The 25,044-nt window shown below is 49.6% G+C and carries 24 protein-coding genes and 1 pseudogene; 20 read left to right on the top strand and 5 right to left on the bottom strand.

The window, feature by feature from the left end:
- The first annotated feature begins 69 nt into the window (after positions 1-69).
- The 5 genes and pseudogenes from ACUUHJ_RS30045 to ACUUHJ_RS30025 all read left to right on the top strand — a co-directional run bounded on the left by ACUUHJ_RS30045 (position 70) and on the right by ACUUHJ_RS30025 (position 5,913).
- Positions 70-927 (top strand): transporter substrate-binding domain-containing protein, encoded by an 858-nt coding sequence (locus ACUUHJ_RS30045; protein WP_289675081.1) that lies wholly within the window; start codon positions 70-72, stop codon positions 925-927.
- 250 nt (positions 928-1,177) lie between these two features.
- Positions 1,178-2,719: a degradosome RNA helicase CshA gene (gene cshA / locus ACUUHJ_RS30040; RefSeq protein WP_289675079.1), complete on the top strand. Its 1,542-nt coding sequence runs from the start codon at positions 1,178-1,180 to the stop codon at positions 2,717-2,719.
- A 489-nt stretch (positions 2,720-3,208) separates the two neighbouring features.
- A pseudogene (locus ACUUHJ_RS30035) lies at positions 3,209-3,727 on the top strand (PTS transporter subunit EIIC); the annotation flags it as partial.
- Positions 3,728-3,915: 188 nt separating this feature from the next.
- On the top strand, positions 3,916-5,637 hold the full coding sequence (gene ptsP / locus ACUUHJ_RS30030) for a phosphoenolpyruvate--protein phosphotransferase (RefSeq protein ID WP_472300846.1): 1,722 nt from the start codon (positions 3,916-3,918) through the stop codon (positions 5,635-5,637).
- A gap of 18 nt (positions 5,638-5,655) precedes the next feature.
- The gene (locus ACUUHJ_RS30025) at positions 5,656-5,913 is read left to right on the top strand and encodes an HPr family phosphocarrier protein (RefSeq protein ID WP_064200074.1); all 258 of its coding nucleotides are present in this window, start codon (positions 5,656-5,658) and stop codon (positions 5,911-5,913) included.
- A gap of 65 nt (positions 5,914-5,978) precedes the next feature.
- On the opposite strand, the gene ACUUHJ_RS30020 is transcribed toward ACUUHJ_RS30025, so the two are convergent.
- Together ACUUHJ_RS30020 and ACUUHJ_RS30015 are read right to left on the bottom strand one after the other, a co-directional pair.
- Positions 5,979-7,655, bottom strand: a complete 1,677-nt coding sequence (locus ACUUHJ_RS30020; RefSeq protein ID WP_472300845.1) for a sulfatase-like hydrolase/transferase — start codon at positions 7,653-7,655, stop codon at positions 5,979-5,981.
- Positions 7,656-7,784: 129 nt separating this feature from the next.
- Positions 7,785-8,852 (bottom strand): YeiH family protein, encoded by a 1,068-nt coding sequence (locus ACUUHJ_RS30015; protein WP_289675074.1) that lies wholly within the window; start codon positions 8,850-8,852, stop codon positions 7,785-7,787.
- 128 nt (positions 8,853-8,980) lie between these two features.
- Between ACUUHJ_RS30015 and ACUUHJ_RS30010 the strand changes: the two genes are divergently transcribed.
- Positions 8,981-9,877 (top strand): LysR family transcriptional regulator, encoded by an 897-nt coding sequence (locus tag ACUUHJ_RS30010; protein WP_015893794.1) that lies wholly within the window; start codon positions 8,981-8,983, stop codon positions 9,875-9,877.
- 46 nt (positions 9,878-9,923) lie between these two features.
- On the opposite strand, the gene ACUUHJ_RS30005 is transcribed toward ACUUHJ_RS30010, so the two are convergent.
- From ACUUHJ_RS30005 to ACUUHJ_RS29995, 3 genes are all read right to left on the bottom strand, one after another.
- Complete coding sequence (locus tag ACUUHJ_RS30005) at positions 9,924-11,480, bottom strand: sensor histidine kinase (RefSeq protein WP_289675073.1); 1,557 nt, start codon at positions 11,478-11,480, stop codon at positions 9,924-9,926.
- The gene (locus ACUUHJ_RS30000; protein WP_289675072.1) at positions 11,470-12,147 is read right to left on the bottom strand and encodes a response regulator transcription factor; all 678 of its coding nucleotides are present in this window, start codon (positions 12,145-12,147) and stop codon (positions 11,470-11,472) included. The genes ACUUHJ_RS30005 and ACUUHJ_RS30000 overlap by 11 nt, the downstream gene beginning before the upstream one ends.
- A gap of 207 nt (positions 12,148-12,354) precedes the next feature.
- Positions 12,355-12,942: a hypothetical protein gene (locus tag ACUUHJ_RS29995; RefSeq protein ID WP_472300843.1), complete on the bottom strand. Its 588-nt coding sequence runs from the start codon at positions 12,940-12,942 to the stop codon at positions 12,355-12,357.
- Positions 12,943-13,271: 329 nt separating this feature from the next.
- On the opposite strand from ACUUHJ_RS29995, the gene eutL reads away from it, so the two are divergent.
- The 14 genes from eutL to eutC all read left to right on the top strand — a co-directional run bounded on the left by eutL (position 13,272) and on the right by eutC (position 25,042).
- Positions 13,272-13,919 (top strand): ethanolamine utilization microcompartment protein EutL, encoded by a 648-nt coding sequence (gene eutL / locus ACUUHJ_RS29990; protein WP_289675070.1) that lies wholly within the window; start codon positions 13,272-13,274, stop codon positions 13,917-13,919.
- A 38-nt stretch (positions 13,920-13,957) separates the two neighbouring features.
- Complete coding sequence (locus tag ACUUHJ_RS29985) at positions 13,958-14,443, top strand: BMC domain-containing protein (protein ID WP_289675068.1); 486 nt, start codon at positions 13,958-13,960, stop codon at positions 14,441-14,443.
- Positions 14,443-15,936 (top strand): acetaldehyde dehydrogenase (acetylating), encoded by a 1,494-nt coding sequence (locus ACUUHJ_RS29980; RefSeq protein WP_472300841.1) that lies wholly within the window; start codon positions 14,443-14,445, stop codon positions 15,934-15,936. The genes ACUUHJ_RS29985 and ACUUHJ_RS29980 overlap by 1 nt, the downstream gene beginning before the upstream one ends.
- A gap of 49 nt (positions 15,937-15,985) precedes the next feature.
- A complete protein-coding gene (gene eutM, locus ACUUHJ_RS29975) occupies positions 15,986-16,273 on the top strand; it encodes an ethanolamine utilization microcompartment protein EutM (protein WP_007720104.1) in 288 nt (95 codons plus the stop codon).
- 9 nt (positions 16,274-16,282) lie between these two features.
- A complete protein-coding gene (gene pduL, locus ACUUHJ_RS29970) occupies positions 16,283-17,059 on the top strand; it encodes a phosphate propanoyltransferase (protein ID WP_289675066.1) in 777 nt (258 codons plus the stop codon).
- A 15-nt stretch (positions 17,060-17,074) separates the two neighbouring features.
- The gene (locus ACUUHJ_RS29965; protein WP_015893786.1) at positions 17,075-17,902 is read left to right on the top strand and encodes a hypothetical protein; all 828 of its coding nucleotides are present in this window, start codon (positions 17,075-17,077) and stop codon (positions 17,900-17,902) included.
- Between the two features lie 4 nt (positions 17,903-17,906).
- Entirely contained in the window at positions 17,907-18,194 is a 288-nt protein-coding gene (locus ACUUHJ_RS29960; RefSeq protein ID WP_007720099.1) for a EutN/CcmL family microcompartment protein, read from the top strand.
- A 2-nt stretch (positions 18,195-18,196) separates the two neighbouring features.
- Positions 18,197-18,538, top strand: a complete 342-nt coding sequence (eutS, locus tag ACUUHJ_RS29955) for an ethanolamine utilization microcompartment protein EutS (protein WP_007720097.1) — start codon at positions 18,197-18,199, stop codon at positions 18,536-18,538.
- Positions 18,535-18,978: a EutP/PduV family microcompartment system protein gene (locus ACUUHJ_RS29950; RefSeq protein WP_015893785.1), complete on the top strand. Its 444-nt coding sequence runs from the start codon at positions 18,535-18,537 to the stop codon at positions 18,976-18,978. Before eutS ends, ACUUHJ_RS29950 begins: the two co-directional genes overlap by 4 nt.
- A gap of 93 nt (positions 18,979-19,071) precedes the next feature.
- Complete coding sequence (locus ACUUHJ_RS29945) at positions 19,072-20,532, top strand: sensor histidine kinase (protein WP_016739633.1); 1,461 nt, start codon at positions 19,072-19,074, stop codon at positions 20,530-20,532.
- Positions 20,498-21,094, top strand: coding sequence for an ANTAR domain-containing response regulator (locus ACUUHJ_RS29940; RefSeq protein ID WP_015893783.1), 597 nt, complete (start codon positions 20,498-20,500; stop codon positions 21,092-21,094). Before ACUUHJ_RS29945 ends, ACUUHJ_RS29940 begins: the two co-directional genes overlap by 35 nt.
- Positions 21,095-21,236: 142 nt before the next feature.
- Complete coding sequence (locus ACUUHJ_RS29935; RefSeq protein ID WP_289675061.1) at positions 21,237-22,697, top strand: ethanolamine ammonia-lyase reactivating factor EutA; 1,461 nt, start codon at positions 21,237-21,239, stop codon at positions 22,695-22,697.
- Positions 22,698-22,718: 21 nt separating this feature from the next.
- Positions 22,719-24,080: an ethanolamine ammonia-lyase subunit EutB gene (locus ACUUHJ_RS29930; protein ID WP_087351204.1), complete on the top strand. Its 1,362-nt coding sequence runs from the start codon at positions 22,719-22,721 to the stop codon at positions 24,078-24,080.
- 20 nt (positions 24,081-24,100) lie between these two features.
- A complete protein-coding gene (gene eutC, locus ACUUHJ_RS29925) occupies positions 24,101-25,042 on the top strand; it encodes an ethanolamine ammonia-lyase subunit EutC (RefSeq protein ID WP_289675060.1) in 942 nt (313 codons plus the stop codon).
- Positions 25,043-25,044 lie beyond the last annotated feature (2 nt).

Genomic DNA, 25,044 nt, shown 5'->3' with positions numbered 1-25,044 from the left:
GCCATTAGGGGATGATGGAGTTTGTTTCTATAACTAAATTCATTACCGTTTAACAGGAGGAGAACCCAGATGAAAAAAATCACACAAACAATCTTGGCGAGCACACTCGCTGCAACTATGCTCATGACATCAGGAACAGGTGCTTTTGCCGCAACAGCGGTTAAGCCTGTCCAAACTGTAGCTGCTGAAACTGCTAAAAAACCGCAAACGAAGAAGTTTGAGTCTCGATTGGACGAAATCATTGCGAGAGGCTACATCCTCGTAGGTACTCCAGGTGACTACAAACCGTTTACATATTTGAATCCGAAAACAAACCAATTCGAAGGTTACGATATCGATGCGATGAAGGAATTCGCAAAAAGCCTGGGAGTAGAGGCGCGTTTTGTCCAAACCTCTTGGCCGACACTGATGGATGATTTGTTGGCAAATAAATTCGATATTGCTGTCGGAGGCGTTACGCGCAACACAGACCGTCAGAAAAAAGCGCATATGAGCGATCCTTATATTATGTTCGGTAAAGCTCCACTCATCCGTGCAGAAGACAAAGACAAGTACAAGAGTGTAGCAGACATTAACAAGCCAGAGGTGCGCATTGGTGTGAATCCAGGCGGCACCAACGAGAAATTCGTTCGTGAGCACCTGACAAAAGCAACTGTGACGGTTGAACAAAACAACCTCGACATTCCTGGTCTGGTAGCAAGCGGTAAGTACGATGTGATGATCACGGATACACTGGAAGCGCTTGTATATTCCAAAGCAGATTCCCGTCTGTACGCTGCTCTGACCGACAACCCGTTCACAAAGAGTGAAAAAGCGTACATGATTCACCGTGGAGATACGATTTTCGCTAACTACTTGGATCTGTGGATGGATGAAATGAAACTGCAAGGAAAGTTTGATGAGCTTTACAACAAATGGGTAAAATAGTCGAATAACAGACAAGCAGCCTGATTCTGGGCTGCTTTGTTATTTTTACAAGATTCTCACCAAAAAATCAAACAATTTGGGTATATAAGCTGTTTGCTTTTTCGGTCATTGCATGGTACGATTACAGCTATGTTCTTTAGGGCGCTACGTACAATCGGGATAAAAGGGCATGTTCCGGATCGTAAGGAATAGTGCCCTTTTTTTTGAGAATTTTATAGATGAAGGTATTGATAAAGGAGACTGACATTCATTGGCGACTTTTAATGATTTTGGCTTACACCACTCCATTGTTAGAGCATTGAGCAACATGGGTTTCGAAGAGGCTACAGCGATTCAGGATCAAACGGTTCCTGTAGCACTGCAAGGTCGTGACCTGATCGGTCAGGCGCAAACAGGTACAGGTAAAACGGCTGCATTTGGTATTCCGCTGATTGAACGCATGGATGAAACAAACGGAAATATTCAAGGGGTTGTACTGACCCCGACACGTGAACTGGCTGTTCAGGTGGCAGAAGAGATTAATAAAATTGCCCAATTTAAAAACATCTCTGCCCTGCCAATCTACGGTGGTCAAGACATCACGCGTCAAATCAAGGCGTTGAAAAAACGCCCGCAAATCATCGTAGCAACACCTGGTCGTTTCATGGATCACATGAGAAGAAAAACGATTCGTCTGGATGCCATCGAGGTAGTTGTTTTGGACGAAGCGGATGAAATGCTGAACATGGGTTTCATCGACGACATTAAGGAAATCTTGAAAGAGGTTCCAGAAAGTCGTCAAACCCTGTTGTTCTCCGCAACGATGCCGAGAGCGATTCAGGAAATCGCCCAACAGTTCATGAACGAACCAACCATCATTCAAGTAAAAGCAAAAGAAGTAACGGTACCAAACATCGAACAGCAATATATGGAAGTAGCAGAAAGACAAAAATTCGATGTTCTGTGCCGTTTGCTGGATATTCATTCGCCTGAGCTGGCTATCGTATTCGGTAGAACCAAGCGCAGAGTGGATGAGCTGTCCGAAGCGCTGACCAAGCGTGGTTATGGAGCAGAAGGTATTCACGGAGACCTGAACCAGGCAAAACGCGACAGCGTACTGCGCAAGTTCAAAGAAGGTACAATTGAAGTATTGGTGGCGACTGACGTTGCAGCCCGCGGTCTGGATATCAGCGGGGTTACGCACGTATTCAACTTTGACATTCCACAAGACTCCGAAAGCTACGTTCACCGTATCGGTAGAACGGGACGTGCTGGTAAAACGGGTCTCGCGATCACATTTGTTACTTCCCGTGAAATCGACCATCTGCGTCTGATTGAGCGTACGACTAAGCGTCGCATGGAGCGTCATGCCGTTCCTTCCATGGCAGAAGCGCTGGAAGGTCAACAAAAAATGACAGTAGACAAAATCCTGGAAGCGTCTGGCAGAGATGATCTGTCTGCTTACAAAACATTGGCAGAACAATTGCTGGAGGATGTTGATTCCGTAACGTTGGTATCCGCAGCACTCAAGCTGTTGACCAAAGAGCCGGATACGACTCCTGTTCGCCTGACGGAAGAGGCTCCTCTTCGTGTAGGGAAGAAAAAGCTGCCTCCAAAAGGAAAAGGTGGCTTCGGTTCCGGTTCCGGTTTTGGCGGAAAGCGTCCATCTCGCCCACGCAATGGCGAATATCGTCCACGTAGCGGCGAATCTCGCCCACGCAGTGGCGAATCTCGTCCGCGCAGTGGTGACTCTCGTCCACGCAGCGGTGACTCTCGTCCACGCAGTGGCGAATCTCGTCCACCACGCAGCTAGGAATCGAGCGGTAAAGCAAGTGAAGACTGATGTGCACATGTGCGCATCGGTCTTTTTTTTTGTGTGTTTGACTACCTGCGAATATTTAGGAAAATCCGTGACAAACTAGAGGTGCTTTGGCACGAATTTTCGCGCAGGGAGAGAGTCAAGCATGAGGAAAACAGCCATTGGGAGGCGGGATGTCGGTTCATGCAACTGGGCATTCCTTTGAACAAACAAAGGAGATTTCTGCGATCATGGAGCCAACAGATATAACGAAGACTGGAACAGTGATCAAAGTTGAATCGGAAAATTTATAAGGAGAAGGCTTCTGCAGCTAAGCGGAGGTCTTTTTTCTGTGGGCTATTAAGTTTTGGCAACAACGGATCAGACAAATTCGCGCTTTGATTTTGTTGTTAGCCCCTATGAAAACGCTTTATATTTGAGGTGTACACATTACCTTTTCAATCATGTCAACATCTCATAAATAGGGGTAAAGGAGGGTGCAGTATGGAGAGCGTGGAAACAAAAAACGCTTCGGGTGGAATACGAGTCTCGGTACAAAAGTTTGGACGATTCTTGAGTGCGATGGTCATGCCAAATATCGGTGCTTTCATCGCTTGGGGATTGATTACCGCTTTATTTATTCCAACAGGTTGGCGGCCTAACGAAGAGTTGGCCAAATTGGTCGGACCGATGATTACGTATTTACTGCCACTGCTGATCGGTTATACCGGCGGAAAAATGGTCCATGATGTTCGAGGCGGGGTCGTAGGTGCCGTTGCTACGATGGGGGTTGTCGTAGGTGCAGACATCCCGATGTTCTTGGGAGCCATGATCATGGGTCCTTTGGGTGGCTGGGTCATCAAAAAAGTGGACCAGTTGTTCGAAGGAAAAATTCGTTCCGGCTTTGAAATGCTGGTGAATAACTTTTCCGCGGGTATTGTTGGTGGGTTACTGACACTTTTGGCATTCAAGGCAATTGGGCCTGTTGTTGTAGGCTTGAGCAAGGCGCTTGCAGCGGCATTGGCATTCGACTATCCCGAGGATGCGGAGTCCGCACGGATACAAGCAAGCCTGAAAGAGTTTGGATGGGAAAATACATTACACAATTGTACCGGCATTCCGGCGGGTCATCCGCTTGAGGAGATCGTGCGCGAACAGGCACGCAGATTGAAGGAATGGTCAGGTAGCCATTGAGAGAGGCTGGTGTTACGATGTCCCAAAAGATCACAGGTGTAAAAGCTTCAGCAGGTATAGCCATTGGCAAGGCGTTTTTACTGACAACGCCCGATTTACAGATCAATACCGTAGCGATTGAAGATCCGGCGAATGAAATCCAGCGCTTTCAAGAGGCGTTGGCTCGAGCGAAAAGGGATTTGGAGGGCATCGTTCTGCGCGTGGAGCAGGAGATGGGGACGGATCATGCAGACATTTTCAAAGCTCACCTGCTCGTCTTGGAAGACCCGGAACTGGTCGATACCGTCAAAGATAAAATTACGAGTGAAAAGACAAACGCCGAAAGTGCCCTGAATGATGTGGCACAAGCATTCATCGGACTTTTCGAGCAAATGGACAATGAATACATGCGGGAGAGAGCAGCAGATATTCGTGACGTGACCAAACGTGTGCTTTCTTACTTGCTCGGTGTACCGTTTGCAGGACTTGGTGAGCTGACAGAAGAAGTGATTATTGTAGCAGATGATTTGACGCCTTCTGATACGGCTCAATTAGACCGTCGCTATGTCAAAGGCTTCCTCACAGACATTGGGGGTCGAACCTCGCATTCGGCGATTATGGCACGTTCTCTCGAGATTCCTGCTGTTGTCGGAACACAAGGGATTACTCGTGCAGTTCAGCCAGCGACGCTCATCATTCTCGACGGGCATGAAGGAACCGCGATTATCGACCCGAGTGAAGAAGAGATCGCTGACTACAAACGCAAGCAGGCTGATTACGAAGCGCAAAAAGCCGAACTGGCGAAGCTTGTGAACGATAAAACGATCACGTTGGACAATCATCATGTCGAGCTTGCCGCCAATGTCGGAAGCCCTGAAGATGTCGCTGGGGCAGTCGCCAATGGTGCCGAAGGTGTCGGGCTGTTCCGTACCGAGTTTCTGTACATGGGACGTAATGATTTCCCGACGGAAGAGGAGCAATACCTCGCATACAAGCACGTGCTGGAGCATATGGGCGATCGCCCGGTGGTTATTCGTACATTGGACATTGGCGGGGACAAGCATCTCTCTTACTTGGCTTTGCCAGAAGAAATGAACCCGTTTCTTGGACATCGCGCCATCCGGCTGTGTCTCGACAACCAAGAACTGTTTCGTACGCAGCTGCGTGCTCTATTGCGCGCAAGTGTACACGGCAATCTGAAAATCATGTTTCCGATGATTGCGACACTAGAGGAGTTCCGCCAAGCAAAAGCGATTTTGGAGGAAGAGAAAAAAACGTTGGTCAATCGCGGAATTGTAGTATCCGATCAGTACGAAGTGGGTATCATGATTGAGATCCCTGCTGCGGCACTGATGGCCGATCAATTTGCACGCGAGGTTGACTTTTTCAGCATTGGAACCAATGATTTAATTCAATACACAATGGCAGCCGACCGTATGAACGAGAAGGTCGCTTATCTCTATCAGCCTTACCACCCTGCTGTTTTGCGCTTGCTGCACAACGTCATTAAAGCAGGGCACACGCAGAACAAGTGGGTCGGTATGTGTGGGGAGATGGCGGGCGATCCAATCGCGATCCCGATTCTGTTGGGAATGGGTCTGGATGAATTTAGTATGAGTGCAGGGAGCATTTTGCCTGCGCGCCAACAGCTGAGTCGTTTGAGCGCAGAGGACGCAGCGAAACAGATTGATACGATTTTACAGATGAGCACTTCTGCGCAAGTGGAGGCGTTCGTGAAGGAATGGCTTGAGAGAGTGTAGGGAAGGAGGTAAATCAGAATGGTAGAGAAAAAAATAGTGGTTCAATTGGCGCACGGCCTGCATGCACGTCCTGCTGCGAACTTTGTGAAGGTGGCCACGTCTTTTTCCAGCGAAATTAAAATCATCAAAAATGAGAAAAATGTAAATGGCAAGAGCATCATGGGCATTATGGCAGCAGCGATTGGAAAAGGGGAAGAAATTACCCTGATTACGGACGGTGCCGATGAACAAGAAGCGATGGCAGCATTGGAAAAAGCATTGACCGAACAGGAATAGGGAAGAGAAAAGGAAAGCCGAAAAGCCCCTCGATTTGAGGGGTTTTTCTGTTGTTCCGGGAAATTTTACATAGATAGTAGTTGTGTGAAAGGCGGCGAAAAGGGGGTCAGTCGTTTTTGGGCTCGCTGTTCTTCTAAAAGCAGCTCCATTTTCAGGCGGACGCGCTCCGAGTGTGTGGTTTTGTAGAGGGGGGTAACCATATTCCGTGTTTCCAAAGGATCGGTCGTGAGATTGTACAATTCGTAATCAGTCATCGTAGGGTTGTATACATCCCCGGCAAAATAGCGGGAGTATTTCCATAAAGCGCTGTGCCCGGCAGAATTCATGCAGGCGATGACGGTTTCTATCCGATTCGGAGGAATGACAGAGTCATAGGGTTGGTGTTGCACGTTCACCTGATGCTGTCCTTTTGTCACATCGTCGTCCGTCATGAAGTAGATCGGCTCGCTGGGGATAGTGTCCGTTTCGTGGGTCAAGATGATGGGAGTAAGATCACGACCGACTAGAGGGCGTACCTCGCTATGAGTAAAGGTCAGCTCGTCACGAAGCCTGTCTGTGTCTGCTCCAGCCATCCCGAGTAGTGTCGGAAGAATATCCACATGACTGGTTAACAGCTCTGTGGAGGTCGCGTGTGGAAAAAGGAGCGGGTTGTGGATAATGAGGGGAATGTGAACCGCCTCTTCATAGGCACAGTACCATTTTTGATACAGCTTGCCGTGAGCACCCAACAATTCACCGTGATCGGATGTGAACACGACCAGTGTCTCGGGATAAAACGAGCTGGCGACGAGTGCCGCAAGAACACGCATCATTTCCCGATCGGCGTTTTTTTGGAGTTGATAGTACAGTCTTCGATAATGGGCTTGGTCCGAAATGGGTTGAAACGCTTGTGGATATACCTCTTGATAACTGGCTTGGCAGCGTGGCTTTGTCGCAAGTGATTCGTACTGAGTAGGGGGTGGGGCAACTGTGGGAACGGATTTATCCACATGGAAGCGAAAAAACGGTGAGCTCGCAGAGATATCCCCATAGATGGCGATATCATGTGGATTGACGAAAGACGCCACGATCAGCCAAGGGTGGTAGCTTTCCGCGGAGCCTTTCTCCTGATCTAGGGCATGGAGCAGCTCGATGACTTCACTGCTGTACACCACATCACGACCATTTACTCCGATGGCTGCGGACGAACCGGAGTTATGCGGCGCTATTCCATGCGGTTCGGGACCAATCCAACTGGAGAAGCCAAAGCCGTCCAGCCGATCAGCAAGCAAGTATAAGCGTTCCTTATCGGGATCAGGGACCCCTGTTCCAAGGGTATAGCTGGGGGTAGGAACATGGGTACCCGGTACCCAAATGTCGGCATCGGAAAAATGCCACTTGCCTTTATAGAAACAACGATAGCCTGCTTGGCGAAAATAATTTCCCATCGTCGGGACAGTATTGCGATCAAGCCAGAACATGTCGCTGTCGGCAGAGCGTTTAGCGGCGCCGCTGGTTTGGGTGACGCCGTGCAAAGAGGGATACTGACCAGTGAATAAGGTAGCTCTGCTAGGGCAACAGGCTGTGGAGCCAACGTAATGACGTTTGAATTCCAACCCATGCTCTCGCAAAAAAGCATGGGCGTGGAGTGTATCCTCCCTCCATTCACGTATCGCAGGCTCTTCATAAACAGGGGGAAATCGTTCCTGATCCACAATGATGAATAAGAAATTCGGTCGTCTCCTCAACCATTTTCTCGACATATAGTTCCCCCTCGGCAAAGATGTACACATCTTTATCAACATATGGGGATAATCTTTGTCCTTATCCACAAAAAAACTCGCCGATCATCAAGAAATCGGCGAATTCGGGTGTTTGGTTATCCACAGTTTTTATACCAATGCAAAGGAGAGTACCGACAAAAGAATCGAGGTAATACTCATGGCAATCAGTGGGCGCGCCGCTTTTGTCCGCAGTGCACGCAGATTGACATTGAGCCCGAGCCCGACCATCGCCATGGTGAGGACGAAGGTTGTGACATTGGCGATGCCATTATGGAACGCTTCTGAGACAGGAATGGATGTGCCAAGAACGTAGCTTCCAAAAACACTCATGGCGAGGAAGCCGATCAGGAACCAAGGGAATTCGATCTTGGTGCCACTTTGTAATTTCCCGGAGCGTTTCATCCAAACCATCAGGATAAAACAGAGCGGAACCAACAGGAGTACACGCCCCAATTTTGCCAGCAGGGCAATCGCTAGCCCATCTTGACCCGCTGGTGCAGCAGCCAATGCGACATGCGCAATCTCATGCAGACTAATTCCTGACCACATGCCGTATTCGACCGCGGACAGGGGAAGGAATGGACGGAGGATCGTGTAGGCAACGGCAAACAGAGTTCCGACGAGTGCGATCATACCTACCCCAATGGCGGTATCTTCATCCTTGGCAGCAACGATAGGGGAGACGGCTGCAATGGCCGCTGCTCCACAGACGCCTGTACCGACTCCGAGCATGAGGGAGAGGGAAGGATCTGCTTTCAGCCACTTGGCTATCAGCATCGTAACCGCAATGGCAAAAATAATGACACCAGCGTCATAGACGAGAAGCCCGAGACCTTGATTCAAGACGACGTCGATATTGAGCTTGAGCCCATACAAAATAATAGCCAGGCGAAGTAAACGTTTGGCGGAAAATTGAATCCCTGATCGCAATGCCTCCGGATATCCACGAAAATGCCGGTAGGCGACCGCGATCAGGATCGAACAGGCGAGAGGGCCGACCTGTTGAAAGCCAGGTATTTTTGCTAAGCCGTAGCCTGTCAGGGCGATGAAAAAAGTAAAAGCGATTCCAGCTATCCACAGCGAGAAGGATGCAGGTTTGCTTTCGTTGTTTTTTGCGGGCTGTACGCTGGCATTGCTTTCATTCAATGGCACGCTGCTTTTGATGGGAGTTGCCATTGCCATCACTCCTCGAAAAGTTTTACAAACACAGCATACGGCAACTGTTATAATAAGAAAAATAAATCATTACGATGATCATCATAAGTGAAATGAATGATTAGTGGTGGAAAGGAGAGTGAAGGCAGTTGGATCAGCATTTGCTTGTGTTCGTGACCGTTGCAGACAGACAAAACTTTTCTCGAGCTGCAGAAGAGCTCCACATGACGCAGCCTGCCGTTAGTCAGTATATTCATGCGCTCGAGCGCACGATAGGGACAAAGCTCCTGGAGCGAAGCAACAAATATGTTCGCTTGAATAAAGCGGGGGAGATTGTCTATCATCACGCTCGGGAGATCCTGGGCTTGTACACGCGGATGCAGAGTCTCGTGGATGATTTGATGAATACACCGAGCGGGCATTTGACGATTGGCGCCAGCTACACGTATGGAGAGTATGTACTGCCTCACGTCATTGCCCGTCTTCGTCAGTATTACCCAATGATTACCCCCACGATTACGATCCACAATTCCACCGTCATTGCTGAGCTGGTGGCGAAGCGACAACTCGACGTCGGGATTGTGGAGGGGGAGTATGTGGACGAAAAAATGTGCGTGGAGCCGTTTGCTGATGATCGTATGTATTTGATTGCTTCCCCAGAGCATCGATTGGCCGGGCAGTCTGAGGTCAGTATTGACGAGCTGATGAAGGAAACGTGGATTGTACGGGAAGAAGGGTCAGGCACGAGGGAAGCGGCTGAAAAAATGTTTCGCCAACTGCAATTCACACCGCACAAGCGAATGGAGTTCGGCAGTACACAGGTGATCAAGGAGTCAGTGGAGGCTGGCCTGGGAATTAGCCTGTTGTCTTATTGGGCCATCCGCAAAGAACGCAAGCTCGGCACGCTCTGTACATTGAAGGTGACGGGGACACCGGTTACCCGTGATTTTTCGCTCGTCACGAAGTCTGAAGAATTTCACACCAAAGCATTGGACATCTTCATGGATCTCATCCGCACACATGTGCCGGAGGGTGCCCATACGTAAAAGAGGAAGCGGCACGATTCATCGGTGCTGCTTCCTCTGTTCATTTTCATGCGGATGTATCTGGATGGGCCAGTGTCAGACGAAAGGTTGTTCCTACTGGAGACGACCGAATCAATTCGACATTTCCCCTGTGTGCTTTTGCCAATAGTCGCGAGATCGTCAGGCCCAGCCCCAATCCATGTTTCTTTTTGCGTTTGCTGTCGCCGCGATAGTACCGTTCGAAAATGAATGGAATCTCTGACTCAGGAATCCCTTTTCCATTGTCAGTCACGTCGATGGAGAGAAAATCGATTTGATTATGGACGCCGATCTCGATTTGCGTTGCATTTGCGGCAGCACTATTCCCCAATAAATTGAACAAAATTTGTTTGACATGTGATTCGTCGCCGATCCAAACGATTTCTGATCCAGTCGGGTTTACTGTCACAGATACGTCTGCAAATGACGGCAAGGCTTGCACCTGTGCGACTATCTGATCCAATGTGCTGTCGATCTGTATGGACTGCTTCTCGGCGAATACCTCACCTGCTTCCATCGACGAAAAATCGAGCAGGTCATTGACCATTGTCTGGAGTCGTTTGGCTTCGTCCATGCTGATTTGCATGAATTCATCGGCATCTGCACCCTTCACGACGCCGTCTTTGACAGCTTGGATCATCCCGCGAATCGAGGTGACAGGGGTACGCAGCTCATGGGAAACACCAGCCAAAAGGTCGGTGCGCATCCGCTCTAGTTGTCCAAGCCGTTTCGCCATTTCGTCAAAGGAATGAACCAGCTGACTGATTTCTGCTTCTTTGATTTTGGAGGAATTGGGCAAGGAAGGCGTATAATTTCCGCTGGATATTTGCTCTGCCGCTATTGCCAACTGCCGCAGGGGCTGTGTTAACGAGCGAGACAGGACATAGACGATGGCCCAACCGCACAAAGTGATGATTCCGATGGAAACCATGATCGTGATATAAGTGTGAACCAAATCATTGTTAAGGGGGGTACTGACGTAATAGGTGCCTGCGACTGTATTGTGTTCATAGTAAGGGACACCCACACGCAGCCAGGTAGCTCCCTTTGTGGCAACAACCTCCCGTATTTCTTTCGTTTTGTCCACCGGTTGGGCAGGAGTAGGCAACTGCGCAATGGTGGCGGTCATCGTCTGATTCACCATTTCCTTCTTGAACGTCTTGCCTGCATCATCGTAAATCTGTACCACGTGATCGATTGGGACAGTCGGCATGACTCGAAATGCGATCATGGCGGTAGTGGCTGCGGGTGTTGCGGTGTCAGGAATAGCCGGAGACGCAGGGCCAGTCACAGCAGTGACAGCGTGATTGGAGATACCTACAGTTGTTTGTGCCAAATCCTCTATCTTTACAGAAGAAGTCGAGGTGTCCTTGGCAAGCAACACCTTGGTATACGAATCAGCGAGCAACTCTGTTCTTGCTTCCAATACTTGAAACTGTTGTTCTGTAGCTGCTTTGTTAATCCAATAGATGCCAAAAAAGCCGATACCAAAAAGAATGATCGATAAAATCAAGGCATAGCGCCACGTCCAGTAGCGCAAGAGCGGCACGGCAGTCCTGTTGGCAGAGAATCGTTTAGTAAACACGTAGGCTGTACCCCATTCCTCTGATTGTGCTAATCTCCCCTTCGGAAGTCGGCCAAGGCAACAAGCTTTTACGCAAACGTTTCACAGCGGTATCCACAGAACGATCTCCTCCTTCAAAATCCATTCCCCACACTTGATCCAGTAATTGATCGCGACTAAAGCATTGGTTCGGATGTCGCGCCAGGAAAACGAGCAGCTGCCAATCCCGTGGCATCAAGGCAAGGGGTGTTTTCCCGATCAAGGCATTTTGGGCAGTAACATCTATGGAAAGTGTCCCGAGTCTGATCGTATCTGCTTCGGCGATATAAGAGGAACGGCGGAGCACAGCTTGTACACGTGCGAGCACTTCTTCTGGATCAAATGGCTTGGCGATGTAATCATCTGCCCCTTGTGCCAGGCCTTTGAGCTTGTCTGGCACAGTACCGCGCGCCGTGATGATAATGACAGGGCAGCTGCCGTATTGGCGAATCTGATCGAGTATATCCAAGCCGTCATGATCGGGCAGCATCAGGTCAAGCAGGACAAGATCCGGTTTCCAAGAGAAAAAAGTCGGGATTGCCTCGTGATTACCCTCATTCCATTTTACCTCATAGCCCGCCCGTTCCAGGTAGACCTGGACAAGTCGGGCAATCGGCATTTCATCCTCAATGAGTAGAATTCGTTTCACGAAGAAACACCTCCTATTTATCTCCAGTCAATTTGTACTTATCATAGCAATGATAGACATCATTTCGACTTACATCATTTGTAAAAAATGTTCTTGTTCAGTTGTTTAGCATAATGGAGTTATGTGTCCGTTAAATGGCGAAGGGCATAACTAAACCTCTGGGCAGTTTCCTGTCAGAGGTTTTTGTGTGTGCTTGAAAGGCAACGCTTATTTTTTGATGGCAGGTACTGAGACTGTTGTAACTTTTGTGATCTTGCCTTCTTTTTCGAGCTGTTTGATCAATTCGTCAACGGTGATTCCTTTCTCTTTTGCCAATTGCTCCAAGCTGATTGCAGGTTGAGTAAAGGAAGCTACTTCACCAGTGGTGATCGCGCCTTCTTTTTTAAGCTGATTGATCAACTCTTCCAAAGAGATACCCTTTTCTTTCGCCATTTCTTCCAGATTCATAGCAGAGTCCAGAGCGATGAATGCTCCGCCGTCCTTGTTTTCAAGATCGAGAGAAATGACTGTGAAGCCCGGAGTGGTGCCGTCTGGGTTGCTGGTAGCTGTTGCTTTCGTCAGTTTGCCTTCTTTTTCAAGCTGATTGATCAAGTCTTCCATGGTGATGCCCTTTTCCTTTGCCATTTGCTCCAGGTTAAAAATCGGTTTGAAAAGAGCATCTGTACCATCTTTGTTCACCATTTTCAGTGGAGCAGAAGAACCAGACGTTTTCGCTGGTTCACTTGCCGCAAACGCGGAACCTGCCATTGCGGATACTGCCAAAGCCATAACTGTCATTGCCATTTTCTTCTTCATTGTGAAATTCCTCCTTGGGGGGTCTTTAGACTGTAGTGAGCCTTGTTTGTGGGCTTGCCCGTCTCGGCTACAACACAAATTTAACGGGGGCGTGTGTCCGTAATATGACCGGAATATGGAAAAGTGACGGAATGCCGAAAACGCTTGCATTTTTCCCTGCCTTGTTCTACATTAGAGACAGGTAAAAGAGCACGTAAATCGCGTGTAATCTTCTACCCACAAGTGAATAATCAAAAGGCAAAGGTGCCCTTGAACACGGCTTATTTTTCGTGTTTAGGCACCTTTTTTTGCTTTTGATCAGGGATGTTGTCTTGAAAGGAGTGACACGCATGGAAAAACCAATTCGAGCGACGCCGCTTGCGATCCGACTGATTCCCAATGTCGATCCTCAATTTGCGGAGAAGCTGAACCTGCCTTCTCATATCCGAAGTCTGGGGCTTTTGACCTCCACGATTGACGATGTGGGGTATACGGCCATTGATGAAGCGACCAAAAAGGCAGCGGTAGAAGTTGTGTATGCCAAGTCGTTTTATGCAGGCTCAGGCCATGCGTCTGGACCGTTGTCCGGCGAGTTCATCGGGATGATCGGAGGCGCGACGCCATCGGAGGTGCAGAGCGGACTGGATGCAGCCGTTGCATTTATGGAGAGCGGAGCATGCTTTTACTCTTTGAATGATGAAGGGACGCATGCGTATTACGCCCATGTTGTGTCGCGGACGGGCAGCTATTTGTCCCAACTGGCGGGTATCAGAGAAGGTGAACCGCTTGCCTACTTGATCGCACCACCGCTGGAAGCCATGTATGGTATTGATGCCGCCCTCAAGGCTGCAGATGTAGAAATGGTTCAATTTTTTGGTCCACCAACAGAAACGAACTTTGGGGGAGCGCTACTCACTGGCAGCCAGTCGGCATGCACGGCAGCCGCCGATGCTTTTGCCGATGCCGTAAGAAGTGTCGCCCAACAGCCTGTCAAATGATAATAGGGAATTTCCCTCTTGAAGGGGAGGTAATGTAAATGCGCGCTACGTCATATTCACTCGGCATGATTGAGACATTGGGGTTGCCTGCTCTCATTGCTGCCGCAGACGCTGCTGCCAAAGCAGCTGACGTCAAAGTTGTCTCTTATGAAGGAGCGGACGCAGGAATCGTTACCGTGTATGTAATCGGAGATGTCTCGTCCGTACAGGCAGCAGTAGATGCTGGCGCTGACGCTGCGAGACGTGTTGGAAGATTGCTGCACTCACACGTGATTCCACGTCCTGACGAAAATGTACCAAAAATGCTTAAAAACCTGCTGAAACCGGAAGCAAAAGAAGAGGTTAAGGCAGAGCCGGCCCAAGTGCCAGCGACCAAATTGCAAGATCAGTCTATCAATGATCTGCGCAAAATGGCTCGTTCGTATGCGGACTTCCCGCTGACAACGAACGAAATCAACATGGCGAAGAAAGAAGATCTCATTCGTCTGTTGGAAGAGAAACAAGGCGGAGGTGACAAAGCCTAATGACACTCGACGCTGATCTGTATTCCATACAGGAAGTGCGTACCTACCTCGCACAAGCGAAGGAAGCACAGGCCAAGTTCGCTACTTACAGCCAAGAACAAGTCGATAGAATCATCGAAGCCCTGTCCAAAGCAGGCGTGGAGCATGCAGATCGACTCGCAGCTATGGCTGTAGAAGAAACAGGCTTTGGTAACATCGCGGACAAACGGATGAAAAACCTGTTTGCTGCTCAAGATGTGTACGCATCTGTGAAAGATGTAAAAACGGTTGGCATCATCCGTAAGGACGAAGAAAACAAGGTATGGGAAGTGGCACAGCCATTCGGTATCGTAGCTGGTATCGTCCCTTCTACCAATCCGACGTCCACGGTTATCTATAAATCGATGGTCTCCCTCAAGGCGAGAAATGCGATTGTCTTCAGCCCACATCCGTCGGCAGCCAAGTGCACGCTGGAAGCAGCGCGACTGATGGCACAGGCGGCAGTAGCGGCTGGAGCACCAGAAGGCTTGATCCATTGCGTTACCAAGCCTACGCTTCCAGCGACAAACGAATTGATGAAGCACAAGCTGACCAATTTGATTCTCGCGACTGGCGGAACGCCGATGGTACGCGCGGCATATAGCTCTGGCAAGCCTGCATACGGTGTGGGACCTGGTAACGTTCCGGTCTACATCCACCACAGCGCGGACTTTGCTGCTGCTGCCAAGCGCATCGTGCAGAGCAAAACGTTTGACTATGGTACAATCTGTGCTTCTGAGCAAGCATTGGTAGTAGAGGAATCCACCAAACACCAATTGATTGCTGCCCTGAAGCGTGAAGGCGCCTACTTCCTGAACGAGCAAGAAAAGGAAAAGGTAGCTGCCATCGTCACGATAAACGGCTCGCTGAACGCGAAGATCGTTGGCCGCTCTCCGCATGTGATCGCTCAAATGGCGGGTATTACCATCCCTGCTGATACGCGTGTCCTGATTGCGGAGGAGAACAATGTAGGTAAAGCATATCCGATGTCCGTTGAAAAACTGGCTCCGGTTCTTGCCCTCTACACTGTTCACGGCGACAGCGAAGCGTTTGCCCGTTGCCGCGAATTGCTGGAGCATGGTGGTCTTGGACATACAGCGGGTATTCACGCCCAGGATGAGAATGTCATCGCAGCGTATGGTCAAGCAATGCCTGCATCTAGAATTCCGGTCAATACAGGTACGACCTTCGGAGGAATTGGTGCAACGACTGGCGTACAACCAGCGTTCACACTTGGATGCGGCTCTTTAGGGGGCAACATCACTTCCGATAACATCGGTGTGAAGCATATGTTCAACATCAAGCGTGTTGCATTTGGTATCAAAGAAATGCCACAATCAACGCCAGCACCACAAGCTCCTGCGACACAAGCGGAAGAAGCTGTCCTACAGGCTGTCTCTTCCATGAACGTTGGCTTGAGCCGTGATGAGATCAAGAACATCATCAAATCCGTGTTAACAGAAATGACGTCTTAATGTCGTAAAACACTAAAATTTTGGAGATATAATTAAGGAGGAAATGAAAATGGCTGGAGAAATGTCCGCATTGGGAATGGTAGAAACAAAAGGTTTAGTAGGAGCAGTTGAAGCTGCTGACGCAATGGTAAAAGCAGCGAACGTAAAACTGATCGGTAAAGTACACGTAGGTGGCGGTCTCGTGACTGTTATGGTACGTGGTGACGTAGGTGCAGTAAAAGCTTCCACAGACGCAGGTGCCGCTGCTGCTGAAAAAGTAGGAGAGCTCGTATCTATTCACGTTATCCCACGCCCTCATGGAGACATTGAACTGATCCTGCCTAAACTCGAAGGGTAATAAATCCTTATGGCAGTGATTACAGAAGCATCCTTGAGAGCCATGCATAAGTCAGGCATTCCAAACCCCTTTCTCGTTGAGAAAGGGGATAAAATAACACCAGCAGCGGCAGATTTCTTGAAAGGAAGAGGGATTCAAGTGAAACAAGTTGATCAGAACCAGCAGCCTTCCACCAATCAAGCTGCCGAGGCAGTGCGAGAAATTCCTTTGGGCGTATCTAACCGTCACATTCATTTGTCGCAAGCAGATGTCGAGAAGCTTTTCGGAGCCGGACATCAATTGACGCCAATGCGTGATTTGTCGCAACCGGGCCAGTTTGCTTGCCAGGAAACAGTCACCATCGTGGGACCAAAAGGCAGCATCCACGGGGTTCGCGTTTTGGGACCAGCTCGTGGCGCGACACAAGTGGAAATTTCCAGAACAGACGGCTTTACAGTAGGTGTTCAAGCCCCTGTGCGTATGTCTGGAGATATTGAAGGTACACCAGGTATGGTACTTGTAACGGCAAAAGGGACTGTAGTAATGGACAAAGGCGTAATCGTTGCGAAGAGCCATGTTCATATGTCTCCAGCAGATGCCGAGCAATATCAAGTGAAGGATGGCGATACGCTGATTCTGGCGACGCAAAGCGATCGTCCTATCATCTATCCAGATGTAGTCGTTCGTGTACATCCGCAGTTTGCACTTGATTTCCACGTGGATACGGATGAAGGAAATGCCGCTAATTTGAAAACGGGCGACCGGGTAAAAGTGATCGGCAAGAACGGGCAATTTTACTCCGGCTAACGGAGGTTGAGCTTGATGGACATCAGAGAAATGGTGGCGTCGATTACGAAAGAAATTTTGCAATCGATGAATACAGAAAAGCAAAGCAGCACAGCGCCTCGTGTCCTGTACGTTTTTTGCGACAGCCAGGCTCATGAGGCGTTTCAGGATCATTTTATCCAACTGAAAAACCACGGGATCTGCCATGACATTCTCTTCCTGGACGGAGAAACCTCTTCCTGGTTGGGAATGCACAAGATCGAATGTGGGGGAGCAGGCAAAATTCTTACAGCAGACGAGTACGCCCCTGCCCCGTTGGAAGTGCCGAAAGATTATGTCGGTATCGTGATTCCAGAAATCGATTTGGATAATGCAGCGAGAATTGCTTCCGGTCTAAAAGGAACAATCAAAGCGGAAATCGTCTTTTCCGCGTTGGTGACGGGTAAATTCGTCATTGCTGGTTCCGATGTGCCAGGGATCAAGCGTGCAGACCGTCGTACCCTGCAAACATTGACACTGACACCTGCTTATGAAAAGCTGTTCAACCGTCACGTTGAAGGCATGAAGGAGCTGGGTGTGGAGTTTGCGGAGCAACGCCGTCTGGCTGATCGCGTGGTTTCCAAGCTGAAGTCTCAGCTACAAAAAGTGGAGACTACTAGCAAGACAGAACAACCGACATTGACTCCTTTGGATGAGCAAGAAGCCGTCTTTTCCGGGAAGCTGTTGACAGCGGATTGGATCAGATCGCAGCCTGAGCTTCGCGATACGACTTTGATCGTGAAAAAAGGTGCAATTGTTTCTCCGCTTGCTTATGACAGCATGAGAGAACGCGGCATTACGGTCAGCTATTTAGGAAAAGGGTGATCGCATGTTTTTGGGAAAAGTGATCGGCAGCGTCTGGGCCACGCAAAAAGAAGCAGGTATGGAAAATCTCAAGCTCATGGTGGTTCAGCCGATTGATTGGCGTGGCGAAGAAGGCGGACAAACCGTTATCGCAGCGGACAGGATCGGTGCGGGAATCGGGGAGCAGGTTATCGTCTCTCGTGGGACGCCTGCCCGTATCCTTTTCTCCGGCACCAGTGTGCCGATCGATGCGATCATCGTAGGCATCGTGGATTCGTTTGAGGTGCCGGGTGCCGCAGGAAGAGAGGAATAGGAATGGAACAGGAACGTTCACGAGTCATCCAGGAATTCGTACCAGGGAAACAGGTCACGTTGGCTCATGTAATCGCAAACCCTGACCCAATGCTCTATACCAAGCTAGGTATCAATGAGGCCGGTGCTATCGGCATCTTGACTTTGACGCCTACCGAAACAGCCATTATTGCCGCGGATATTGCGACAAAGGCTGCTGGCGTCGAGCTTGGGTTTCTCGATCGTTTTACAGGTTCACTGATTGTCGTAGGCGATGTATCCGCTGTTGAGATGGCAGTCGAAGCGGTCAATCAGGTGCTGAGCGAAAAACTGCGGTTTACACCGGCATTGGTGACGAAATCATGACCGGCCGTGTAATGATTATCGGTGCAATTGAAGCAGGAAAGTCTTCTCTGGTGCGGGCGCTGTTCAATGACGAACAGCCTGCCCGGAAGACACAAGCGCTCGAATATCGGGACTGGGCGATTGACACTCCGGGTGAGTACAGCGAAAACCCGATGTTTTACCGCACGCTTATGGCTACCTCTCTTGAGGCGAAGATCATTGTAATGGTGCAGGATGCTACGCGGGAGCGCAATTATTTCCCTCCTGGCTTTTCACAAGGGTTTCCACAATCGTGTATCGGGGTTATTACCAAAATGGATCATCCTGATGCAAATGTGGAGAGGGCAGAACAATTCCTGCGTCAATCGCTCGGCAATGCAAAAATTTTCCGGACCTCCTCGCTCACGAGTGAGGGAGTGCCAGAATTGCGAGCGTATTTGCAACAAATTGTAAACGAGTAAGCGTGATCAACCAGTATTACACCCCTTTCCGCCGTAGCGTGTCTGTGAGAAAATGAAGTCATATCAACTCCTAGCAGGTGAAAAGAGGTTCACATGCAATCAATACGAGAAGTGTGCAAAGCGTCCACGACGTTGAGTGATGACGACATTCGGATTGTGGAGGATCTGGCTTCCAAGCTTCAGATTTTTGCTGATCTGTCTCAAGCGGACATGTTTATCGATTGTCCAACGGTAGATCGGAGCGCTGCGATGGTAGTCGCACAAGCTGCACCGAGTACGGCACGCTCTATGTACAGTGGATCGGTCGTAGGGCATCTGGCGACGGCGATTAATGAGCCGGCCGTTATGTATTGTCTGACTACAGGCAAGCCCGTCATCGGTTCGCGTGGGGTTTCACAGGAGCAGGTCGTGATGCGACAAAGTGTCGTACCCATCACGAATGCGGCTGGAAAAACAATCGGGACCTTGATAACTGAACAAGATATATCCAAACAGGTGGAACAGGAAAAGAACGTCGAAATGCTCAAGGAAACAACAGAGCATTTAAGCGAGACGCTCATCCAGTTCGCTGTGCCTGATCTGCCCATTTCGTCGCTGTTGCACGAGGGCATGATTTTGTTTGATCAGAGTGGGGTTATCACGTACGCTAATGGCCGTGCCCACAAGCTGCTCTCCTTGATTGGCTTTGAACGGCCGGAAAAGGGAGAGAGCATCGAACGTATTTTTTCCTGGAGAGTTACCCCGGAGAATTTTGTACGCAACGGGGGTTATATTCAGGAGGAGCTGTCAAAAGGCAAACATTTTATTATGATGAAAGCGGTTTCGTCCGTCCGCAAACAAGACATTATTGGGGGATTCATTCTCCTGCGAGACATATCGGACATTCGGGAAAAAGAAAAGCAATTGATGATCAAATCCGCGGTGATCAAAGAAATTCACCACCGGGTCAAAAACAATTTGCAAACCATCTCTAGCCTGTTGCGCTTGCAAATGCGGCGTTCGCAGTCCAACGAGATTGAAAAGGTATACCGGGAAAGCATCAATCGCATCAACAGCATCGCCATTATTCACGAATACTTGGCACAGGATGGTCTGGAGCAGATTGACTTCAAAGAGATTTTAACCAAAATATCGAAAATAATCGTCTCTTCGATGAGACGTTCTGAGCAAGCTATACACGTCGTGGTGACGGGCGAATCGGTGTATCTGCCGTCCAACAAAGCAACATCGTTTGCTTTGATCGTCACCGAGCTGATTCAAAATTGCATGATTCATGGTTTTCATGAGCAGCAAGAAGGGAAAATCTCTATTGCACTGGTTGCCAAGGAGGACTTCGTGAGTCTGTCTGTGACAGATGACGGGGTAGGCATCGAGGACATGGAGCAAATCCACAAAAAGGGCCATCTCGGCTTGAAAATTGTCGATACACTGGTCAGGGAAGACCTCGAAGGCACGATGCATTTCCGCAACACTGGGAACGGAACAGAGGTTACCATACTCTATCCGATCCAAAAGGAGGATGAAGATGACACAGCCGAAGATTATGGTGGTTGATGACGAGCCGATTATTCGCATGGATTTGCGCGAGATGCTCGAAAATGAAGGGTATTTAGTGGTTGCCGAGGCGAAAAACGGAGAAGAGGCAGTCGAACAGGCCCATCGTCACAAGCCCGATCTGATCATCATGGATGTGAAAATGCCTGTCTTGAATGGAATCAAGGCAAGCAGTATCATTCGTTCCTTTTCAGACAGTTCCATTCTTCTTTTGACGGCTTACAGCCAAAAGGAACTCGTCCAGGATGCCAGAAAAGCGGGTGTGACGGCTTACTTGGTGAAGCCGGTGTCGGAGGATGACTTGATTCCCGCAGTAGAAATCGCACTCAGCCAAAAGGAAAAAGTCGTTTCCCTGAAGAAGGATATCAATGATCTGAAGCAAAAGATCGAGGATCGCAAGGCAGTGGAAAAGGCAAAAGGAAAGCTGATGAGTGCCCTATCCTTGGAAGAGGATGCGGCTTACAAATGGATGCAGCAAGTAAGCATGCAACGGCGCATGCCGCTTGTGAAGCTGGCAGAGGAAATTTTGTCGGGCGAGCAGGCCATTTTTACCCAAGACTAGTACTGACGTTATCATAAAAAGCATTGACAAGTAGATACGAAGAGAGCAAAGGCGCTTGAATCAGACCGGGAGCAAGGAACCGGCTGTTCAAGCGTTTTTTCGTAGGGCCCGTCTGACACGCCAATGGTTCAAGGAGGTTCATATGGACGAACAATGGATCCAAAGCGTCGGGATCGATGTGGGAACGAGCACGACCAAAATGATCGTAAGCCGATTGCGATTGGGTCGCATGTCCAGCACGTTTTCGCTGCCGCGTTATCAGATCGTGGAGCGACAATTGCTGTATGCGAGTGAAGTACATTCCACACCGCTCATCGGATTTGATGAAATCGACGCTGACGGAATCGGAGCGATTCTTGCAGCCGAGTACGACAAGGCACAAATCAGCTTGTCTCAAATCAAGTCCGGGGCGGTCATCATTACCGGAGAAACAGCCAGCAAAAAGAACGCACAGCATATCGTTCATCTGCTGGCGGAACGCTCCGGGGATTTCGTGGTAGCGACAGCAGGTGCTGACCTCGAAGGCGTGCTGGCGGGCAAGGGTGCTGGTGCAGAAAAACGCTCGCAAGCCATAAAAGGTGTGGTCGTCAACGTCGATATTGGCGGAGGAACAGCGAATGCAGCCTACTTCCAACGTGGCCGAGCGATTGCGACGGTAACATTCCACGTCGGAGGAAGGCTGATCCGTCTTAGTCCGCAGGGTGTCGTTCAATACGTGTCGCCGAACATTCAACAATGGCTGACGGCAAAAGGACTGCGTATTCAAGTCGGACAGGAAATCGGATTCGCGCAGCTCACAGAGGTTGCCGAACAGCTGGGACGCAGTATGCTCGATTATTTGACGGGGAAAGAGCGCCAAGTATCAGGCTTGCTCGTAGTAGGACCGCATTTGCGCGATTCCATCCCTGTTGCTGAATTGACAGTCTCAGGCGGTGTAGGTCTGCTGATGAGTGGACCTCCCGTCACAAATATTTCGGATGCGAGCCGATACGGCGATTTTGGCCCACTGCTCGGATATGTCCTCCAGCAGGAGCGCGAAAAAGGAACGTATCCGGTACAGTGGCTAGACCCGGATCAAACGGTACGGGCAACGGTAATTGGCGCGGGGATGCAGAGCACGGAGATTAGTGGTTCAACCGTGCATATCAAGCCAGAGCTGTTGCCGATCAAAAATATTCCGATTCTCAAGCTAGAGCTTACCGAGGAACAATTGGCAGATGCCACACAACTGCGACAGGAAGTGGCTTCGATCTACCAACTGGGTGAGCGCCTGTTTGAAAAAACGACAGGGATTCCTTTCGCACTCGCGATCTCCGGCATCGGGTACTGCTCGTACGCTCTGCTACAGACGCTGTCCCAAGAGCTGTCGGAGCAATACCGGGCAACTTTTCCCGAGAGTCAAACCATGGTCGTGATCTGTGAAACAGATATGGCGAAAGCACTCGGGCAGGCCTTGGCGCTGCGTTGCAAAGGGGCACCGGAAATCATTTGCATCGATCAGGTGCGTGTGGAATACGGCGATTACATCGATCTCGGTGAGCCGATCTCGGGAACGATCATTCCCGTCGTCGTCAAAACACTCGCGTTTGATGAAAGGCCGTAACGTAAGAAGGGGTGGACGTTGATGAACACGAAAACGACTGTGCTTGGACAGACCTATCAATTTCGCGATTTGAAAGAAGTTTTCGCGAAGGCTAATGAAGATAAATCAGGCGACCAGCTGGCTGGTATCGCCGCTGCTGACTCCCGGGAACGTGTAGCTGCCAAGCAAGTTTTGGCTGACCTGACATTGGCGGATATCCGCAACAATCCGATGGTTCCGGCAGAAGAAGACGAAGTATCGCGTGTGATCGAAGAAGGCATCAACGAAAAGATTTACAACGAAATCAAAAACTGGAGCGTAGCTGAGCTGCGCGAGTACATCTTGAGCCATCAAGCAGGCGATAATGAACTCAAGCGAATCAGCCGTGGCTTGTCCAGCGAGATGATCGCAGCGACTGCCAAGCTCATGAGCAACCTGGACTTGATCACGGCTGCGTCCAAGATTAAAGTTGTGACGCATGCCAACACAGCAATCGGTCATAAGGGCGTACTGGCTTCTCGTGTACAGCCGAACCATCCATCCGATAACGTACAAGGCATCAAAGCGTCTCTGTACGAAGGATTGAGCTACGGAATCGGCGATGCGGTCATCGGGATCAACCCGGTTATCGATACAGCCGACAGCGTCAAGGATATTTTGAACATGACCAAAGACGTGATGACCAAGTTTGATATCCCGACGCAAAACTGCGTATTGGCTCACGTATCCACACAAATGCGTGCCATCCGTAATGGGGCACCAGCAGACTTGATCTTCCAAAGCTTGGCAGGCAGTGAAAAAGGAAACAAGGCATTTGGTATTGATGTAGCACTGCTGGATGAAGCAGATGAACTGATGCGCAAAGAAGGCACCTCCTACGGGCCGAACTTCTGGTATTTCGAGACAGGTCAAGGCTCTGAGCTGTCTGCCGAGGCGCATCACGGCATGGACCAGGTAACGATGGAAGCGCGCTGCTACGGACTTGCTCGCAAGTACAATCCATTTATCGTAAACACAGTAGTTGGCTTCATTGGACCTGAGTATTTGTACGACAGCCGCCAAGTAATCCGCGCTGGACTGGAAGACCATTACATGGGCAAAATGCACGGTTTGCCGATGGGCTGTGACGTATGCTATACGAACCACATGAAGGTCGATCAAAACGACATGGATAATCTCGGCATTTTGCTCTCGTCGGCAGGCGTTAACTTCGTGATCGGCGTAGCGATGGCAGACGATGTCATGCTCAACTATCAATCGACGAGCTTCCATGATATTGCAGCATTCCGTGAAGTGATGGGACTGCGACCTGCTCCTGATTTTGAAAAATGGCTGGAGAAAATGGGCATCATGGAAAACGGTAGGCTGACTGCAAAAGCAGGCGATCCGACAATCTTCATGTAAGATCAGGAGGTGAAAGACGGATGGAACAACAATTAGATTTCTTAGTAGATAAAGTAGTAGCCGAGCTGCAAAAGAAGCTGGGTGAGGCCACAGAACAAGCTCCGTCACCAAAAGCAGAGACAGGCTTGATTCAACTGAGATCGGAGACAAAGGCAGAGCCAGTAGCGAATGCGACAGCCGCACCGACAACGGCTCCTGTAGTGAACGAGCAGCCTGCTCCATCAACAGAACCAGAGAGAACCACACATGTACCGAATCCGAAGTACAAGGAAGGCTTGGATGAACTGCTGTCCAGCACGCCAGCGCGCATCGGGGTTTGGCGTACAGGTGTGAGACCTTTGACCAAAACCATGCTCGAATTGCGTCGTGACCATGCTGCGGCTGTAGATGCTGTATACGGTGAAGTCAGTCAAGCGGTGCTCGACCAGTTCTCTCTGTTCACAGTAGAAACACAGTATGACAACACGGAAAACTATCTAAAGCGCCCAGACATGGGACGTATCCTCACCGAAGAAGGCGTACGCTTGCTGCAAGAGCGCGGTCAAAAGAAGCCACAGGTACAAATCGTCGTTTCAGACGGCTTGAGTGCCGCTGCGGTGGATGCGAACCTGAAAGACGTGCTTCCATCTCTGATGGACTCTCTAAAAAGCTACGGACTGACCTGCGGCACTCCGTTTTTTATCAAGGGCGGACGCGTAGCCAGCATGGATCACGTCGGCGAGATTTTGGAGCCAGAAGTATTGGTGCTCTTGATCGGAGAACGACCAGGACTGGTTACGGCACATTCCATGAGTGCGTACATGTGCTACCGTCCACGCAAAGGTATGGTAGAATCAGAGCGTACAGTGATCTCGAATATTCATCGTCAAGGTACATCTCCGGTTGAGGCGGGTGCCCACATCGGGACTATTCTCTCCAAAATGCTGGAGCAAAAAGCAAGTGGTGTAAAACTAGTCTTGTAATA

Source organism: Brevibacillus schisleri, from assembly GCF_055685845.1.
The sequence above is the reverse complement of the archived record's forward strand: the minus strand, read 5'-3'. Positions and strand labels throughout refer to the sequence as shown.